General features: G+C 55.9%; 10 protein-coding genes. 6 read left to right on the top strand and 4 right to left on the bottom strand.

The genetic code is table 11. The features are described 5' to 3' along the window. Positions 1 to 2: 2 nt before the first annotated feature. The gene (locus tag P156_RS0108855) at positions 3 to 1,757 is read right to left on the bottom strand and encodes a glycogen synthase (protein WP_185752190.1); all 1,755 of its coding nucleotides are present in this window, start codon (positions 1,755 to 1,757) and stop codon (positions 3 to 5) included. A 267-nt stretch (positions 1,758 to 2,024) separates the two neighbouring features. On the opposite strand from P156_RS0108855, the gene glgB reads away from it, so the two are divergent. Genes glgB through P156_RS0108830 form a run of 5 tightly spaced genes read left to right on the top strand, consistent with a single transcriptional unit; the run spans position 2,025 to position 10,707 of the window. After that, positions 2,025 to 3,974 carry a 1,4-alpha-glucan branching protein GlgB gene (gene glgB / locus P156_RS12260; protein ID WP_034802470.1) on the top strand — a complete coding sequence of 650 codons (1,950 nt, stop codon included), beginning with the start codon at positions 2,025 to 2,027 and terminating at the stop codon, positions 3,972 to 3,974. Between the two features lie 6 nt (positions 3,975 to 3,980). After that, the gene (locus P156_RS0108845; RefSeq protein WP_027869800.1) at positions 3,981 to 5,165 is read left to right on the top strand and encodes a glucose-1-phosphate adenylyltransferase; all 1,185 of its coding nucleotides are present in this window, start codon (positions 3,981 to 3,983) and stop codon (positions 5,163 to 5,165) included. A gap of 20 nt (positions 5,166 to 5,185) precedes the next feature. Beyond that, a complete protein-coding gene (glgD, locus tag P156_RS0108840; RefSeq protein WP_027869799.1) occupies positions 5,186 to 6,313 on the top strand; it encodes a glucose-1-phosphate adenylyltransferase subunit GlgD in 1,128 nt (375 codons plus the stop codon). 15 nt (positions 6,314 to 6,328) lie between these two features. Then, a complete protein-coding gene (locus P156_RS13170; RefSeq protein WP_081818531.1) occupies positions 6,329 to 9,955 on the top strand; it encodes an alpha-amylase family glycosyl hydrolase in 3,627 nt (1,208 codons plus the stop codon). Continuing rightward, positions 9,955 to 10,707, top strand: coding sequence for a DUF1461 domain-containing protein (locus P156_RS0108830; protein ID WP_027869797.1), 753 nt, complete (start codon positions 9,955 to 9,957; stop codon positions 10,705 to 10,707). The genes P156_RS13170 and P156_RS0108830 overlap by 1 nt, the downstream gene beginning before the upstream one ends. 732 nt (positions 10,708 to 11,439) lie before the next feature. Here P156_RS0108830 and istB read toward each other — a convergent pair. From istB to malQ, 3 genes are all read right to left on the bottom strand, one after another. Continuing rightward, the gene (gene istB / locus P156_RS0108820) at positions 11,440 to 12,204 is read right to left on the bottom strand and encodes an IS21-like element helper ATPase IstB (RefSeq protein ID WP_027869408.1); all 765 of its coding nucleotides are present in this window, start codon (positions 12,202 to 12,204) and stop codon (positions 11,440 to 11,442) included. Positions 12,205 to 12,216: 12 nt separating this feature from the next. Continuing rightward, entirely contained in the window at positions 12,217 to 13,416 is a 1,200-nt protein-coding gene (gene istA / locus P156_RS0108815; protein ID WP_027869409.1) for an IS21 family transposase, read from the bottom strand. A 749-nt stretch (positions 13,417 to 14,165) separates the two neighbouring features. Beyond that, positions 14,166 to 15,713, bottom strand: a complete 1,548-nt coding sequence (gene malQ / locus P156_RS0108810) for a 4-alpha-glucanotransferase (protein WP_051600873.1) — start codon at positions 15,711 to 15,713, stop codon at positions 14,166 to 14,168. Between the two features lie 107 nt (positions 15,714 to 15,820). On the opposite strand from malQ, the gene P156_RS0108805 reads away from it, so the two are divergent. Next, positions 15,821 to 17,110, top strand: a complete 1,290-nt coding sequence (locus P156_RS0108805) for an alpha-amylase family glycosyl hydrolase (protein ID WP_027869794.1) — start codon at positions 15,821 to 15,823, stop codon at positions 17,108 to 17,110. The last annotated feature ends 128 nt before the right edge of the window (positions 17,111 to 17,238 follow it).

Raw genomic sequence — 17,238 nt, 5'->3', positions numbered from 1 at the left:
TATTATTCTTCCAGTTCCTTGTACAGTTCGATGTAGCGGTCGGCGGAATACTCCCAGCCGAAGTTCTGCTCCATGTCGAACTTCTCCAGCTTGGCCCAGTTCTCTCTCTCCCAGAAGCGTCCGATGGCGTTCATCACCGCCTGATAGAACGCATCCGGCGTGAACTGGTCGAACACGAACCCGTTGCCATCTCCCAGAGTACAATCGTCGATGGTATCGCCCAGGCCTCCGGTCCTTCTGACCAGAGGAACGTCCGCGTAACGGCATCCGATCATCTGGGTCAGGCCGCAGGGTTCACTGCGGGAGGGCACCAGAAGGATGTTTCCGCCCGCGTACAATCTGTGGGAAAGCGCTCCGTTGAAGGTGATCAACGCACGCATCTTGTCCGGGTGACGCCACTCCAGGCCGCGGAAGTAATCCTCGTATTCCATATCGCCGGTTCCCAGCAGGATGAACTGCACGTCGTTGTTGGCCAGGATACCGTCCATGGTCTCCCTCACCAGATCCAGCCCCTTCGGCGCAACCAGTCTGGTCACCATGGTGATCAGAGGGACGTCTCTTTCCGGAAGGCCTACCTCTCTCTGCAGCGCCGCCTTGCAGGCCGCCTTGCCCGCCGGATCCTCTGCGCTGTAGTTGGCCTCGATCATGGAATCCACAGAGGGGTCGTACACATCCATATCGATGCCGTTGATGATACCGCGAAGCTTGTAGCTGTTGCTTCTGATCACATCGTCAAGCCCAAAAGCGTTGGCAGGATACTTCAGCTCCTCCGCGTAGGACGGGCTCACGGTGGTGACCGCATTGGCCACTTCCACAGCCCCCTTCATCAGGTTCACATGATCCCCAAACGCCACCACGTGGCGCTCCTCAACAGGCAGGTCCAGAATGGTGTCGTATGCCTCTCCGCTCATGGCCCCCTGGTACTGGACGTTGTGGATGGTGAACACGGTCTTCACGAAATTCCGGCGGACCAGCGAGTTCTGGTACACCGGCACCAGCGCGCTCTGCCAGTCGTTGGCGTGGATGATCTGCGGATCAAACTCCATGAGCTCCAGCGCATCGAACACCGCCCTGGAGAAGAAGGCGAACCGCTCTCCATCGTCAAAGTACCCATACAGACCGCCCGGTCTCTTGAAATAGTACTCGTTATCCACAAAGTAATACTTGACGCCGTCCTGCTCCAGCAGGAACAGGCCCATGTACTGAGATCTCCACTTGACATTCACGTAGGTGTATCCCAGGTATTTCATGTTTCTGCGATATTCCTCACCGATCTGTCCGTAGAGCGGCATGATCACGCGGCAGTCTACACCCTTCCGGCACAAAGCCTTGGGCAGGGAGCTTGCCACCTCCCCCAGTCCGCCGCTGTTGGCAAAGGGGGTGACCTCCGGGGAGACGAACAGGACCTTCAGGGCCGGTTCCTTCTTCCTGGCTGGTTTCTTCTCTGCGGTCTTGGTGGTCGTTTTCTTGGTCGATGACTTCTTGGCCGTTGTCTTCTTGGCCGTTGTCTTCTTGTCCGTTGTTTTCTTGGCTGTTGTTTTCCTGGTCGTTGTCTTCTTGGCAGCAGGCTTGGCGGCTGCCTCTTCAGAAACCTCTGCCTTCGCGGTCTTCTTGGCCGTTGTCTTTCTGGCAGTGGTCTTCTTGGCTGTTGTCTTCCTGGCAGTGGTGGTCTTCCTGGCCGTTGTTTTCCTGCTGGCCGGTTTCTTCTCGGTCCTTTCTTCTGTGCTCACTGCCTCTGTCATTTTCTCTTTCTCCATTTCTATTCACTCTCCTATTCTTAAGGCCCGGCGAAATGACACGCCGTTTCGGCCATATTGTCTGACCTGAGCAGGCCTTCTGAAACCTGCTTTGAATCTTTATTATACTACATTCGGCGGAAATTGTACAATGTTTTGTTGCCGCGTGAAAGCGGTCGTTTTCCAATTCTGACTTTTCGGAATTCTTATTGATATTCAGCCATTTTTCCTGTATTATATATACAAAGAATACATATTAAGTATTGTAAGACGAAAGTGGTAACGAGAATGAGACAAGACAGCACTGCAGAACACCGGTATCTCTTCCATCAGGGTAAGGATTACCGGGCCTTTGAGTACTTCGGAGCACACAGGCGTGCTCCCACCGAGGGCGGGTATGTGTTCCGGGTCTGGGCACCGCGCGCCGTTTCCATTTCTGTGGCCGGGGATTTCAACGACTGGGATCCCGCGCGCCTTCCCATGCACCGTCTGGAGGAGGATGACAGCATCTGGGAGGCCATTGCCGATAACGCGCAGGAAGGACAGAAATACAAGTTCGTTGTAACTTCAGGGGACGGCCATGTGGTCTGGAAAGCAGACCCCTACGCCTTCTTCTCCGAGCAGGGAGACCCTGCCTCCGGCTGTATGCGCGCTTCCATACTGTACGACCTGGAGGCTCACTATATCTGGGATGACGCAGAATGGCTCCACCAGCGTGAGGCCCTTGATCCCCGCGAATCCCCCATGAACATCTACGAGGTCCATGTGGGTTCCTGGAAACGTCGTCCCGACGGAGGCTACTACTCCTATCGAGAGCTGGCGGACATCCTGATCCCCTATGTGAAGGACATGGGGTACACCCATATCGAGCTATTACCGGTGATGGAGCATCCCTACGATGGTTCCTGGGGCTATCAGATCACCGGCTACTACAGCCCCACCGCCAGGTATGGCAAGCCAGAGGATCTCTGCTACCTGGTGGATTCCGCCCACAAGGCAGGTTTGGGCGTGATCCTGGACTGGGTCCCCGCCCACTTCCCCAAGGACGACTACGGGCTGTCCATGTTCGATGGCCATCCTCTTTACGAGTACGATGACCCCAACAAGCGGGAACACAAGGGCTGGGGCACCTATGCCTTCGACTTTGGAAGACCGGAGGTGCTCAGTTTCCTGATATCCAACGCGTTCTTCTACTGCCAGCAGTACCATACGGATGGCCTGCGGGTGGACGCCGTAGCGGCCATGCTCTACCTGAACTACGACAGACCAGATGGAGAATGGACCCCCAACGAGGACGGCGGCGTGGAAAACAAGGAAGCCATCGCCTTCCTGCAACAGGCGAACCAGGACGTGCTCCACAACTTTCCGGGAGTGGTCATGGTGGCGGAGGAATCCACCGCCTGGCCGGGAGTCACCTCGACCCCTTCCCTGAACGGCCTCGGCTTCAGTTTCAAGTGGAACATGGGGTGGATGAACGATGTGTTGGAGTACTTTCGGACGGACATGTTGTTCCGGCGAGGTGTCCACCACAAGCTCACTTTCGCCATGACCTATGCCTACAGTGAGAACTTCATCCTGCCCATCTCCCATGACGAGGTGGTCCACGGCAAGTGCTCCCTGCTGAGCAAGATGCCCGGCGAATACGAGGATAAGTTCCGGGGTGTACGGGCCTTCCTGACCTTCATGATGACCCACCCGGGGAAGAAGCTTGGATTCATGGGCTATGAGTTCGGGCAGTTCAACGAGTGGAACGAGAACCAGGAGATCGACTGGATGTTGCTGGAGTACGACCAGCACCGGGATCTGATGGACTTTGTGCGAAAGCTGAATCACTACTACCGGAAGACGCCGGCCCTGTGGCGCAGCGACGACGACTATTTCGGGTTCCACTGGATCGACCCGGACAACGCAGATGACAACACCTACTTCTACTACCGTTCCGACACCCGGATGCCGGTGCCGGTGGATGACGCGGAGGAGGTCGACACGTCCGATCTGCAGGACATCGCCCTGACCGCACTGAACCTGTCCGGCAAGGACTACGAGAACTACGATATCGGGGTGCCGAACGCATCCTACTACATATGCACGATCGATACAGAAAGTAACGGAAGGAACGACGAACACGCACGGCAAGGCAAGATCTACAAAGTCCAGCCAGGCAGCTGCAACGGATTTGATCAACACATCACCGTCCCACTTCCCAAGCTCTCTGGGATGATACTTGAGAGGAGGTAACCAACCATGAGTACCAAGAAAAAATGCGTCGCGATGCTGCTTGCTGGCGGACAGGGAAGCCGCCTGGCCCCACTGACGAGCCACATCGCAAAACCCGCGGTCCCCTTTGGCGCCCGCTACCGGATCATTGATTTCGCTATCTCCAACAGCGTCAACTCCGGCATCGACACCGTCGGTGTACTGACCCAGTACCAGCCGCTGGAGCTGAACGACTATCTGGAGACCGGACGGCCCTGGGGACTGAACATCAACTTCGGCGGCCTCCACACGCTGCCGCCGTACCAGGCCGAGAAGGGCGCGGACTGGTTCAAGGGAACCGCCAACGCCATCTACCAGAACCTGAAATTCATCAAGCGCTATGATCCGGATTACATCCTCATCCTTTCCGGTGACCACATCTACAAGATGGACTACTCCCTGATGATCAACGATCACATCAAGAACGGAGCGGACTGCACACTGGCCGTCATCGACGTGCCTATGGAAGAGGCCTCCCGGTTCGGCATCATGGCCACCGACGAGACGGGCCGCGTCACGGAATTCCAGGAGAAACCGGAACATCCCAAGAGCACGCTTGCCTCTATGGGCGTCTACGTCTTCAGCACGGATGCGCTGGTGAAGTATCTGGAGGAGGACGAGGCGGACCCGAACTCCGACAACGATTTTGGAAAGAACATCATCCCCGCCATGTTGCGGGATGGACGGAAGATCTACACCTACCTCTTCGGCGGCTACTGGAGAGACGTAGGTACCCTGGACTCTTTCTGGGCAGCCAACATGGATGCCCTGGGCGATGTGCCTGAACTCTGGCTCAACGACCCCGGCTGGAAGATCTACTACAGCCACTCCTACAACCAGCCTCAGTATGTGGGAGAACACGCGGACATTCACATGTGCATCTGCGGCGATGGCAACGAGATCGACGGCAGAATGGAACACTCCGTCATCTTCAACAACATCATCGTAGAGGAAGGCGCGGAGATCAAGGACAGCATCATTATGAGTGACTGCGTGATCCGCAAGGGCGCCAAGGTGGAATACGCCATCATCGACAGCGATGTGGAGATCCAGGCAGGCGCCGTGATAGGCGGCAGCAAAGACAATGGCCCCTTGACCGTTGTTGGAAAAGGCGTCACCATCCACGAGGGAGCCCGGGTGAACCAGGGCGAAATCGTCACAGAAGATCGTTAAGAGAGAAGGAGGCGAGAATAATGAATGATAATATCGCAGGATTGATCTTTGCCGATTCCTATGGACTGGAAGTCGAGGGGATCACAGATACCAGATCCCATGCCGCCGTTCCGTTCGGAGCCAGATACAGAGTCATCGACTTTACCCTTTCCAACATGATGAATGCAGGCGTCAAGGACATCGGGATCATCACCACCCAGAACTACTACAGCCTGATGAGACACGTGGGCGAGGGTGGCCCGTGGGACTATAACCGCAAGAACTACAAGCTGATGTTCCTGCCCCCCTTCTGCTCAGAGCACGTAGGCTCCGTCTACGACAACCGACTGGAAGCCATGCAGTGCAATCTGGTGTACCTGGAGCAGCTTCAGAGCGACTATGTGCTGATCAGCGGTTCCGACTATGTGGCCAACATCGACTTCCGTAAGATGCTGGACTACCACATCGAGAGCAAGGCAGACATCACAGGGCTTTGTACCCGGAAGATCCTGAACACCACCGCCGGCGAGGAGATGACCTCCTACAAAGTCGACGAGGACAACAACATCCTACAGGTGGTCATCTCTCCGGAGATCGAGAACGGTGATTACTGGGCCCCCAACGTTTACATCATGTCCAGAATGTACCTGATCGACATGCTGGAGAAAACCCTCAAGCAGCACATGCACAGTTTCCGCCGGGACGTGATCAAGGCCGCCATCGACAAAGGCCTGAAAGTCAAGGCATACGAGACCGAGGAGACGCTGCTGTACCTGGATGACATCCCGGGGTACCTGCAGAGCAGCCTGAAACTTCTGGAACGCGATACCAGAAAAGCTCTCTTCCAAAGAGAGAACGCGCCCATCATCACCCACGTAAAGGACAGCGCCCCCACCCGCTACAGCGGACAGGCCACTGCCAACAATTCCCTGATTGCTGACGGTGTAGTCATCGAGGGTACCGTCCGCAATTCCATCATCTTTCGCGGCGTTCGCATCAAGAAAGGTGCCGTCGTGGAGAACAGCGTGGTGATGCAGGACGCCATTGTAGGAGAGAACGCGAAGCTGAACTACTGCGTTTTGGACAAGAACTGCGTGATCAATGACGGTCGGAACCTCTCCGGCTATCTTACGCATCCATTCTATGTAAAACGCAAATCCGTGATCTAGATCCAGGAGAGCATTTTGAAAGAAGCAATCATCGTATTCGATTCTACCGAAGAAAGATTCAAGAAACCATATGGCGCGGTGCAGTCCGGACAGGTACTGCACCTGCGTGTTTACGCACACGATCTCGCCGGAATCCAGAGCATGCGGACGGTGATCCTCTACGATCGCCACCAGATCCCCGCCATCTATGAGATGACAAGGGTCCCCTGCTCGCATGGAAAATACACTCCCTACGAGATCACCTTCCCTGTGTACGACACAGGACTTTACTGGTACTTTTTTGAGATCACCACAGAGGAGGGCACCCAGCGAATCCACAGGGATGCGGAGGGTAATCCCACCCTGGACGAGACCGCGCAGGGGCAGTGGCAACTAACGGTCTACCACCGGGAATACGACATGCCTGTCTGGTTGTACGGCGGTGTGTTCTATCACGTGTTCGTGGACCGGTTCTGCGCGGTGGGCGAGCAGGTCCACCTCCCGGACAAAGTCTGCCGTGGCGACTGGGGCGGCACGCCCGCCTGGCAGCCGGTAGAAGGCCGGGTCCTGAACAACGATTTCTTTGGTGGTAACCTGCAGGGGATCACCAGCAAGCTTCCCTACCTGGAAGAACTAGGTGTGACCTGCCTGTACCTGAGCCCGATCTTTGAGGCCTACTCCAACCACAAGTACGACACCGGGGACTACATGAGCATTGACCCCATGTTCGGGACGGAGGCGGACTTCCGAAAGCTTTGTGCTGAAGCGGCCGCGCGCGGCATCCGGGTCATCTGCGACGGTGTGTTCGCCCACACCGGCTCGGATTCCATCTATTTCAACAAAAACGGACACTACGACACCAAGGGCGCCTGGGGCAATCCAGACTCCCCTTACCGGGACTGGTACGAGTGGACAGGGGACCTCACCTACAAGAGCTGGTGGGGGATCGATACCCTGCCCCGGATCAACACGTCGAGTCCCAGCTACACCGAGTACATCACCGGGGAGAACGGCGTCATCCGGAAATGGCTGCGGGCCGGCGCCTCCGGCTGGCGGCTGGATGTGGTGGATGAATATCCCGTGGCCTTCCTGGAGAAGATCGCCGCGGCAGCCAAGGCGGAGAAGTCCGATTCCCTGGTGCTGGGCGAGGTCTGGGAGGACGCGTCCAACAAGGTCGCCTATGAGGAACGGAAGAACTACCTGGAGGGCAACAAGCTGGACTCCGTCATGAACTACCTTTTCATGAACGGGATCATAGGCTTTGTGCAGACCGGCCAGGCGCAGATCCTCAGCGACGTGGTGCAGCAGGTGATCGAGAACTATCCACCCGAGGTGTACCACTGCCTGATGAACATCCTGGGCACCCACGACACGCCCCGGATTATCACCCAGTTGGCGGGACGCCAGTATCCGGCAGGGACCCCCCGGGAACTGGAGGCCGCTGACAAGCTCAGCCCGGAGGAATGGACACACGGGATCGCGCTGCTGAAGTGCGCTGTAGCCATTCAGATGACCCTGCCCGGCGTGCCTTGCGTGTACTATGGCGATGAGGCTGGCATGGAAGGCCACCACGATCCCTTCAACCGCCGGTGCTACCCCTGGGGCGAGGAAAAGAAAGAAATCCAGGACTGGTACAGGGAGATCATCGCCATCCGCCGCAGCCACGGCGCCTATGTCACGGGCCGGTTCCGCACCGCTGCCTGCAGGAACGGCCTGTATGCGTTCGAACGGTACGACACGCTGACGGAGAATGGCAATACGTTCGAGCAGCGGCTGATCACGGCGGTCAACTGCGGAGAGACGGCGGAAGACCTGAAGTTGTTCGGCACCTGGCGAGATCTTCTGTCCGGACATCAGACCCGAGGAAATCTCATCGTCTTCCCCGGCGAGATTATGATTTTGGAAAAGATAACAGATAACGATAGTGAGGAGATAGAAATGGACTACATGATCGATTATGAGAAATGGCTGAACAGCCCTGTCGTGGACGGCGCCACCAAAGCCGAGCTGCAGACGATCGCGGAAGACAAGGAAGAGATCCGTCTGCGCTTCTCCGGCATGCTGAACTTTGGCACGGCGGGCCTGCGGGGGATCATGCGGGCCGGACTGAACGGGATGAACGTGTACACCGTTCGCTACGCCACCCAGGGCCTGGCTGACCTGATCAATGGCTGCGGCGAAGAGATCGGCGGCGGTGTTACCATCGCCTACGACTCCCGGAACAACAGTCCCCTGTTCGCCCAGGAAGCCGCCTGCGTGCTGGCCGCGAACGGCATCCACGTCAACCTGTTCGATGCGTTGCGCCCCACGCCGGAGCTGTCGTTCGCACTGCGGGAGACTGGCTCCATCGCCGGCATCAACATCACCGCCAGCCACAACACCAAGGAATACAACGGCTACAAAGTCTACTGGTCGGACGGCGCGCAGCTTCCACCGGAGCACGCGGACCAGGTCTCCGCATCCATGGCAGAGAACGACATATTCGAGGATGTGAAGCGCATGGACTTCCAGGAAGCCAAGGACGCGGGCCTGATCACCATGATCGGCGCGGAGATCGATGAGAAATACCTGGGCCACGTGCTGGAGCAGTCCGTGGGCAAGACCTACGTAGAAAAGGCCGCGGACGACTTCCACATCATCTACACCCCCTTCCACGGCACAGGCTACAAGCTGGTCCCCGAGGTGCTGAAACGTCTCGGCATGAAGCACGTAGCCACCGTAGAGGAGCAGATGATCATCGACGGAAACTTCCCCACCGTGAAATCGCCTAACCCGGAGAACGTGGAAGGGTTCGCCATTGCTATCGAGATGGCAAAAGCCCAGGGCGTGGATCTGATCATCGGAACGGATCCGGACGGCGATCGTGCCGGCATCGTGGTCAGAAACGGAGATACCTACGAGACCCTCACCGGCAACCAGATCGGCGTACTCCTGCTGGACTACCTGATCACCGCCCGCCGGGAGACCGGCACCCTGGCCGCAAACAGCGCAGCTGTCAAGAGCATCGTCTCCACCACCATGGCCAACGCCATCTGCGCAGCCAACGATATCACTATCTTTGAGACCCTCACCGGCTTCAAGTTCATCGGTGAGAAGATCAAGGAATTCGAAGCCAGCGGTGACTACACCTATCTGTTCGGTTTTGAAGAAAGCAACGGCTATCTTGCCGGCACCTACGCCAGAGACAAAGACGCCGTGGTAGCTTCCATGCTGATCGCCGAGATGGGCTGTATGTACCACCTGAAGGGCATGAACCTCTATGAGGCCATGCAGGCCCTGTACCAGAAGTACGGCCACTACAAGGAAGGCGTCAAGTCCGTGGTCTTCGACGGCGTGGACGGCGCCGAAAAGATGCGCGGCATGATGGATGACCTGCGGAACAACACCCCGGTCGAAATCGGCCTGCCGGTGGTCCGCGTCCGGGATTACCAGACCGGCGACATCACCACTCTTGCCGACGGCAGCGTAACATCCACAGGCCTTCCCGCCAGCAACGTTCTGTTCTATGACCTGGCCGAAGGCTGCTCTGCCATCGTCCGACCCTCCGGCACCGAGCCAAAGATCAAGCTCTACGTGATGGCCAAGGGCAAAGACGCCGCAGAAGTTACCGCCCGATTCGACCAGATCAACAAAGCAGGCACAGCGCTCCTGCAGCGAGTCTGATGATGACGACACAAGCAAACAGGCAGCGGACTTGGCTCCGCTGCCTGCTTTTTGGACTTTCACTGGCCCTGTTCATTATCTCTCTTGCGGTGACCACCACCTTGCTGTTCACCCCGCTGTATCAAGCGGAGATCGGCTGGTCCGGTCTATCCGCTGCCTGTGGCCTGACCCCGGCGCAACTGATGGACAACTACCGCACTCTCATTGATTACAACACCCTGTGGGGCTCCCGGGAACTGACCTTCCCGGATCTTGTCATGTCTCGCTCCGGCGCTGCCCACTTCGCCGAGGTTCGGCGGATCTTTCTGGCTTTCCAGGTCGGCATTCCCGTGTTCGGACTGCTGACTGTTGCGGGACTGTGGCTGGCCCGTCAGGAGATACGGGGAGTGCGCCCCTGCAATGCGGGAGGCGCCACGACTCAGGGGAATGGCGGCGTGGAAGCGAAAGGCGCCCTCCTCTCTTTGAATGCGGCCACAGACCCCTACCGCTTCCTACTGACCGGCGGCGTAATCGCCATCGCCCTGCCCGCAGGGCTGGGCGGGCTTTGTGCACTGGCGTGGGACCGCGTTTTCGTCACCTTCCACCAGTTGTTCTTCGATAACGACTACTGGATCTTTGACGAGCACACCGACCCTGTCATCCGCGCCCTGCCGGACCAGTTCTTCCTCCACGAATCCATCCTGGTTTTCGCCCTGGTGGTGCTGGGCGGGGTGGTATCGGTGCTGGCGTACCGGATGCTGCGCAGGTGGTGACACTCCATTCATGTCTGTCCGTATATCGATAGAGTCCACACTCCCAACAGCGCGATCCGTCGCCGCCTATCTGCTATTTCGCAAACAAAGCCTTTATCCCAGACGTTACATCATCAGATGAAACCCAGTCAAGTGATTGGTTCCATGCAGATCGCCCTTACCCCCGTTTTGCATGGAACTCCGGACGTGGAAAATTCCATGCAGATCAGCCATTCCCCGTTTTGCATGGAACTCCGGACGCGGAAAGTTCCATGCAGATCAGCCATTCCCCGTTTTGCATGGAACTCCGGACGCGGAAAATTCCATGCAGATCGCCCATTCCCCGTTTTGCATGGAACTCCGGACGCAAAAAGTTCCATGCAGATCGCCCATTCCCCCGTTTTGCATGGAACTCCGGACGCAAAAAGTTCCATGCAGATCGCCCATATCCCGATTTGCATGGAACTCCGGACGTGGAAAATTCCATGCAGATCGCCCATATCCCGTTTTGCATGGAACTCCGGACGCAAAAAGTTCCATGCAGATCGCCCATTCCCCGTTTTGCATGGAACTCCGGACGCAAAAAGTTCCATGCAGATCGCCCATTCCCCGTTTTGCATGGAACTCCAGACACAAAAAGTTCCATGCAGTTCACCCTTACCCCCGTTTTGCATGGAACTCCGGACGCAAAAAGTTCCATGTAAATGTCAATTTAATTTTGTACAAAAAGTGGAAAATAATTTTGTACAATTTTCAGCTTTTTTCAGGCTGGCTATCAAGGAATGCGCGCTTGTCCTTCAGCCTGTAAGACGGCCCTTTGATGGATATAACGGATGAGTGGTGAAGCAGCCTGTCGAGCACCGCGTTGGCCAGTGTTGCTGATCCAAATACCTCAGTCCACTTTGAGAATGCCATATTTGTGGTGACGATCGTGCTGTTCCTTTCGTATCTTCTCGCAATGAGCTGGAAGAAAAGGTTGGACGCATCATTATCGATCGGCATATATCCAAGTTCGTCTATGATGAGCACCCTGTAACCGGCATAGAACTTCAAGCGTTGTTCGAGCCGGTTTTCATTTAGCGCTTTCTTGAGCTGCAGGATCAGATTCTCGAATGTGATGAAGTACGTTGAATATCGCGCCTTTGCACATTCGATGCCTACTGATGTAGCAAGGTGTGTCTTACCAACTCCGCTAGAGCCCACAAACACGATGTTCTCCATCCGCTCCACAAACCCCAGATTGGCAAACTCCTGTATCTCGGCCTTATTCAGTCCCGGCTGGAAAGTGAAGTCGAAGTCGTCCAGAGTTTTGAGGAATGGGAAGTTCGCCTTGTGTATATTTGCGTGGTTGAGCCTCTCTTTCTTGTAACTGCACTCTATGGAGACGAGTTCTTCAAGCGCCTGAGTGAAACTCATATCTCCCTGATTCACCATTTCAGTATATGTTCCCAGGTTCTCCTGAATTTTGGGTAGATTCAATTCTTCGAGCCCGTTAACCAGTTTTGCGTAGCTTGCCATGTTTCCTCCTGTCTACAGGAAACTGTCAAACTGCCTCAGATTCTGTTCGGCAAATGATTCCAGATCGTCGCTCCTGACCAAAGGCCGCAAAAGCTCCAGATAATGTGTCCGGTCATAGTTGATCCGCTTGTCTGAGATTTTGTGCTGTGCGATGCATCTGTTCTCGAAATAGATCTTCAGATCATCACCGAAAGCTTTGAGATGCACAGTCTTGCCAATGTATTCAGGCGGCACGGAATATCTGCTCTTCCTGAATACGATGAGCGAATCCTTCTGCACCTTGGTTCTTCTGTCGTACTCTCGGTATGAGTCGATCACATATGGCGATGGCAGCGGCTGCAGCATGTCCTTTTCCTTCTGGAACAGGAGATATGGCGGCATATTCGTTGCCTGACACACTTCGGTATTTACCCGATCATTTATGCTAAGCATTATCCGGGTCAGGTCATCTTCGGTCTCAAATTCACCTTCGTAGACCCGAAGCCATTCCATGAACTTGTTTATGGTCTCGACCTTTCCCTTGGTATAGCTGTGCCTCGGCTTTGCAAGTTTGATCTTGAATCCAAAGTCTTTCGCAAACTGCTTCGCTTTAGCGTTGATCCTTCGTCCGTCTTCAGTGATGTCGACGATCGTTCTCATATTGTCGAATAAGATCTCCCTCGGAACCCCGCCTGTTGCCATGAAGCATTGTATGAGGCTGTCGAACACTTCCTGTTGAGTTCTTGTTCTCTTGTAAACGAAACGGCAGTATCTAGAATAGCCGAGCTTGTAGTCAAATACCTGTATTGTGAATACTTCACCCAGGCAATTTGTTATTTGAAGATCTTCTTTCCAGTCCACCTGTGCCTGTAGGCCGGGGGCTGTTTCATAGCGTGGATGACCGCGTACTTTCTTCTTGGGTGTTATCCCGCGGCTTACCACATATTTACGGAAGTTTGAATATGTGCCTATCGATTCACCATACTTGCAATACAGAAACTCATACACTGCTTTTATTGTTGCTCCGCGTATCGCCATCTTCTGGCGAATGACAGCTTCGTACGGATCAAGTTTGCTTGGCTTATCTCTTGTCGCAGGTTTCCCGGCATAGCCGTCATAATACCTTTTTACCGTCCTGCGATCGATCCCATATTCTCTTCCGAGCTTTGAGAAATTCGGTTTCTCTCCGCTCAATTTCAATATCTCCAGTTGAGTCAGCAGTCTGTTATCCATGAATCTACCCTCCATGGATTCAGACTACCATCTCAGCTAAAACTGTACATTTTTATTTTCCCTTTTTTGTACATTTTTATTTTCCCATTTACATTCCATGCAGATCAGCCATTCCCCGTTTTGCATGGAACTCCGGATGTGGAAAATTCCATGCAGATCGCCCATTTCCCGTTTTGCATGGAACTCCGGACGCAAAAAGTTCCATGCAGTTCGCCCTTACCCCCGTTTTGCATGGAACTCCGGACGCAAAAAGTTCCATGCAGATCGGCCATTCCCCCGTTTTGCATGGAACTCCGGACGCAAAAAATTCCATGCAGATCGCCCATATCCCGTTTTGCATGGAACTCCGGACGCGGAAAGTTCCATGCAGATCGGCCATTCCCCCGTTTTGCATGGAACTCCGGACGCAAAAAGTTCCATGCAGATCGCCCATTCCCCGTTTTGCATGGAACTCCGGACGCAAAAAGTTCCATGCAGATCGCCCATATCCCGATTTGCATGGAACTCCGGACGCAAAAAGTTCCATGCAGATCGCCCATCCCCCGTTTTGCATGGAACTCCACTATATCTATTCAACAATCACCCTATCACCAGCCCGCCGCCCCTGATATCACCCTTACTGAGCATGACAGCGGGCACACAGGCGGGTGCACTGATTGGCGCTGGATCCGCGCAACATCCTCGGATCCGCGCAACATCCTCGATCCGCGCAACATCCTCGATCCGCACAACGACCTCGATCCTCGCAACTACCTCTTTCCTCCGCGTCCGTTCCGCACCGTCACATCACGCACATGTTGCGCCAGTTCCTCGGTACAACTGCCCGGCGTCAGCCGCCAACCCCAGTTTCCTTCCGATGTACCCGGGATGTTGATCCGGTGCTCTGACCCAAGCCGCAGATAATCCTGAACAGGGATCACGCAGACAGCTGCCTTGCTCTGCTGGGCCGCCTCCACCAGATGCTCGCAGGCCGCCCCTGCGCCAAACACCGGCGCGTGCTCACTGTTACGTACACCGTGGTGCGTGCGAATATAGAGAGAGACCATCTTCTGCGTCTCTTCAGGAAGGCCCGCGTACCATCCCGCAGTGGTGTCATTGTCATGGGTGCCGGTATAGACCACCGCATTCTCCGAATAATTGACCGGCAGGTGTACATTCTGCGGATCCCCATCGAACGCGAACTGGAGCACCTTCATCTCCGGGAGCCCAGAGGCCTTCACCATTTCGATCACATCCGGCGTCAGGATCCCCAGATCCTCCGCGATCAGAGAACAATCCCCCAGCGACGCACGCACGGCATCAAACAGCCGCATCCCCGGCCCCGGCATCCACTCGCCGTTTTCCGCCGTGGCCTTCTCCGCTGCCGCGTCCTCCGCCGGGATAGCGAAATAGGAGGAGAACCCGCGCATGTGATCCAGACGCACCACATCATACACGCGCAGGTTGTGACGGATGCGATCGATCCACCAACGGTAGCCATGCCTCTTCAACACATCCCAATCATAGAGCGGGTTTCCCCACACCTGTCCATCCGGACAAAACGCATCCGGCGGTGCCCCCGCCACCTTCTTCGGCAGGCCATCGCCCCCCAGCTGGAACAGTTCCGGATGCGCCCAGCAGTCCGCACTCTCCAGCGCCGCGTAGATCGGCAGATCCCCGATGATCCGCACACCCTTCAGGTTGGCGTAGCGCTTCAGCTTGGCCCACTGGCGATAAAACTCATACTGGGTCCACTTCCAGAACCCGATCTCTCCCGCCAGTTCCTGTCTGTATTCCTTCATCTTCCAGCGGATCTTGAACCTCGCAGCGGTGGGCCACTGATCCCAGTGCGCCGTCCCGAACTTCCTGCACAAAGCCTCGAACACCGCGTAATCATCCAGCCAGCTCTGGTTACGCCGGCAAAACTCCCCGAACATGTCCCCCGGAACGAACCTGGAGTACGCCTGCCGCAGCAGTTTCTCCCGGGCCACCTTCAGTGCCTCGTAGTTCACTCTGGCTGACTCATCCGGCACCTGCGCCTCAACCAGTTCCTCCCTGGTGATCAGCCCTCGTCGCAGCAGCGTCATAGGATCGATATACAAAGCCTCCCCGGCAAAACAGGAGTGTGGCTGGTAAGGAGAATACCCATCACCGACAGGGCCCATCGGCAGCAGCTGCCAATAGCGCTGCCCCGCCTCCGCCAACCAGTCCACAAACTCATAGGCTTCCTGAGAAAAACCACCGATCCCGTACGCTGACGGCAGCGAAAAAATCGGCAGCAATATTCCCGCTTCTCGCAGGGTTTTATCTATGCTCATCAAAACACCTCCCTGTGTATTTGCGTTTTCCTCTTCCATTATACACAAAAAAAGGGTAGAATAGTTATGATTCTCGAAAAAGAATGACAACGGGAAAGGAGATTATAATGGCAGTAAATACCAATGCAAAGCTTCAGAACGCGCTCATATATTCGATCTACGTCAGAAACCACACAGAGGAAGGCACCTTCCTGTCCATCATCCCGGACCTTGACCGCATCAAGGCCCTGGGTACGGACATCATCTGGTTCCTGCCCATCCACCCCATCGGCATCGAGGGCAAGAAAGGCTCTCTGGGATGTCCCTACGCCAACCGGGACTACCGCACCGTCAATCCAGAGTACGGCAGCCTGGAAGACTTTGTGATGCTGGTGAACGAGATCCACGCTCGAGGCATGCTTTGTATGATCGACGTGGTCTACAACCACACCTCTCCGGATTCCACCTTGCGCCGGAACCACCCGGACTGGTTCTATCTGGACGCAGAGGGAAACTTCGGCAACAAAATCGGGGACTGGGATGACGTCATCGATCTGGACTATGACAAGCTGGGGCTGTGGACCTACCAGATCGAAACCCTGACCATGTGGGCCAAGCTGGTGGATGGATTCCGTTGCGACGTGGCCTCCATGATCCCCATGGATTTCTGGCGCAAAGCACGGGCCGCCGTGGAACGCGTCCATCCCAACTTCATCTGGTTGGCGGAGACCGTGCACTCTCCTCTGGCCGCTGAGGCAAGGGCGCTGGGCTACGTCAGCAACACCGACTACGAGATGTACGACGCCTTCGACATGGAATACGATTACGACATCCGTCTGGATTTCGATGCCTACCGGGATGGCAAGACACCTTTGTCCACCTACCTGAACATGCTGAACTATCAGGAGGCACAGATGCCGCCGGGCTACAACAAGATGCGCTGCCTGGAGAACCACGACCAGCCCCGCATCGCCAGCATCATCCGCAACCGCGAGGCCCTGGAGAACTACACCGCCTTTCTCTTCTTCCTGAAAGGCACCACCCTGATCTACGCCGGGCAGGAGGCGGCGGACCGCAATCAGCCCAGCCTCTTCGACGTGGATCCGGTGAACTGGGATAACGGCTGCGACCTCTCCCCGCTGATGACCCGCCTGGCCACCGTACACAAGTACATCCTGGATCCGGACGACAGTTTCCGTGCCGAATCCAAGGACGACCATGACATCGCCATCTGCCACCGGGAGAACCGCCGCGCCTACAAGCTGGGCATCTTCAGCCTGAAGGGCGAGTCCACCCTCCTGAAGGTAGACCTCCCCGACGGCACCTACCGAAACGAGATCAACGGCCAGCCCGTGATGGTGGTCAACCACGTCATCGCCCTCACCGGCGAGCCCGTGATCATCCGCGTAGAGAAGTAACCATACCAAGACAGCAGAAAACCGGGGCACCTGCCCCGGTTTTAGCCTGTAGACAAAGCCTTATTCAACTGGCAGCGGTCCGCTCGGGGAAGTCGGTAGATAGAGACTTAACTTACGCCGCCTACATC

It is taken from the genome of Eubacterium sp. AB3007, from assembly GCF_000688015.1.
Lineage (GTDB): Bacteria > Bacillota > Clostridia > Peptostreptococcales > Anaerovoracaceae > Aminicella.
Note: the sequence above shows the minus strand (reverse complement) of the source record. Positions and strands in the feature narration are given on the sequence as shown.

Bases quoted from the DNA above. Each gene is read 5' to 3' on its own strand.
- P156_RS0108855 (WP_185752190.1), bottom strand. From the start codon at position 1,757: ATGGAGAAAGAGAAAATGACAGAGGCAGTGAGCACAGAAGAAAGGACC.
- istA (WP_027869409.1), bottom strand. From the start codon at position 13,416: ATGGATAACAGACTGCTGACTCAACTGGAGATATTGAAATTGAGCGGA.
- istB (WP_027869408.1), bottom strand. From the start codon at position 12,204: ATGGCAAGCTACGCAAAACTGGTTAACGGGCTCGAAGAATTGAATCTA.
- P156_RS0108830 (WP_027869797.1), top strand. From the start codon at position 9,955: ATGATGACGACACAAGCAAACAGGCAGCGGACTTGGCTCCGCTGCCTG.
- glgB (WP_034802470.1), top strand. From the start codon at position 2,025: ATGAGACAAGACAGCACTGCAGAACACCGGTATCTCTTCCATCAGGGT.
- malQ (WP_051600873.1), bottom strand. From the start codon at position 15,713: ATGAGCATAGATAAAACCCTGCGAGAAGCGGGAATATTGCTGCCGATT.
- glgD (WP_027869799.1), top strand. From the start codon at position 5,186: ATGAATGATAATATCGCAGGATTGATCTTTGCCGATTCCTATGGACTG.
- P156_RS0108805 (WP_027869794.1), top strand. From the start codon at position 15,821: ATGGCAGTAAATACCAATGCAAAGCTTCAGAACGCGCTCATATATTCG.
- P156_RS0108845 (WP_027869800.1), top strand. From the start codon at position 3,981: ATGAGTACCAAGAAAAAATGCGTCGCGATGCTGCTTGCTGGCGGACAG.